Annotated in this window: 1 protein-coding gene; it reads left to right on the top strand. The window is 70.7% G+C overall.

The genetic code is table 11. From position 1 onward, the window contains the following. Positions 1-940: beta-ketoacyl reductase (locus tag IL992_RS45560; RefSeq protein WP_193209505.1), on the top strand; the 940-nt coding region annotated here is incomplete at both ends.

Consider the following 940-nt stretch of genomic DNA (forward strand, 5'->3'; position numbering starts at 1 on the left):
AGCCCGGTCGGCGCCGCGCACGTGGTGCTCGAACACACCCTGCACACCCTGCAGACCTACCTGGCCGACGACCGCCTCGCCGACACCCGCCTGCTCGTGCTGACCCACCAAGCCATCGCCACCACCCACGACGACCCCATCAACCTGGCCACCGCCCCCATCTGGGGCCTGATCCGCACCGCACAAACCGAACACCCCGGCCGCATCCACCTCATCGACCACGACAACCAATCCCTCACCGCCCTACCCCAAGCCGCCGCCACCGCCCACCACCACGACGAACCCCACACCGCCCTCCGCACCGGCACCCAACTCACCCCCCGCCTCACCGCCCACACCCCCCAACCCACCCACCCCCAAACCTGGGACCCCAACGGCACCGTCCTGATCACCGGCGGCCTGACCGGCATCGGCGCCCTCCTCGCCCACCACCTCGCCACCCACCACCACATCCGCCACCTCCACCTCATCGGACGACGCGGCCACCACACCCCCGGCACCGACCAACTCCTCGCCGAACTCACCGCCGCAGGCGCCCACGTCACCGTCACCGCGGCCGACATCACCGACCCCCACACCGTCCACACCCTCATCCGCTCGATACCACCCGAGCACCCCCTCACCGCCGTCATCCACGCCGCCGGCATCACCCACGACACCCCACTCACCGCCCTCACCCCCGACCACCTCCACCCCGTCCTCGCCCCCAAAATCGACGGCGCCTACCACCTCCACCACCACACCCGCCACCACAACCTCGCCGCCTTCATCCTGTTCTCCTCCATCAGCGGCCTACTCGGCGGCGCCGCCCAAGCCAACTACGCCGCCGCCAACACCTTCCACGACGCCCTCGCCCACCACCGCCACACCCAAGGCCTCCCCGCCACCAGCCTCGCCTGGGGACTATGGGCCCACACCAGCACCCTCACCACCAACCTGA

Origin of the sequence: Microbispora sitophila (assembly GCF_014892245.1) — a bacterium.
In the GTDB taxonomy this organism is placed as follows: Bacteria; Actinomycetota; Actinomycetes; order Streptosporangiales; family Streptosporangiaceae; genus Microbispora; species Microbispora siamensis.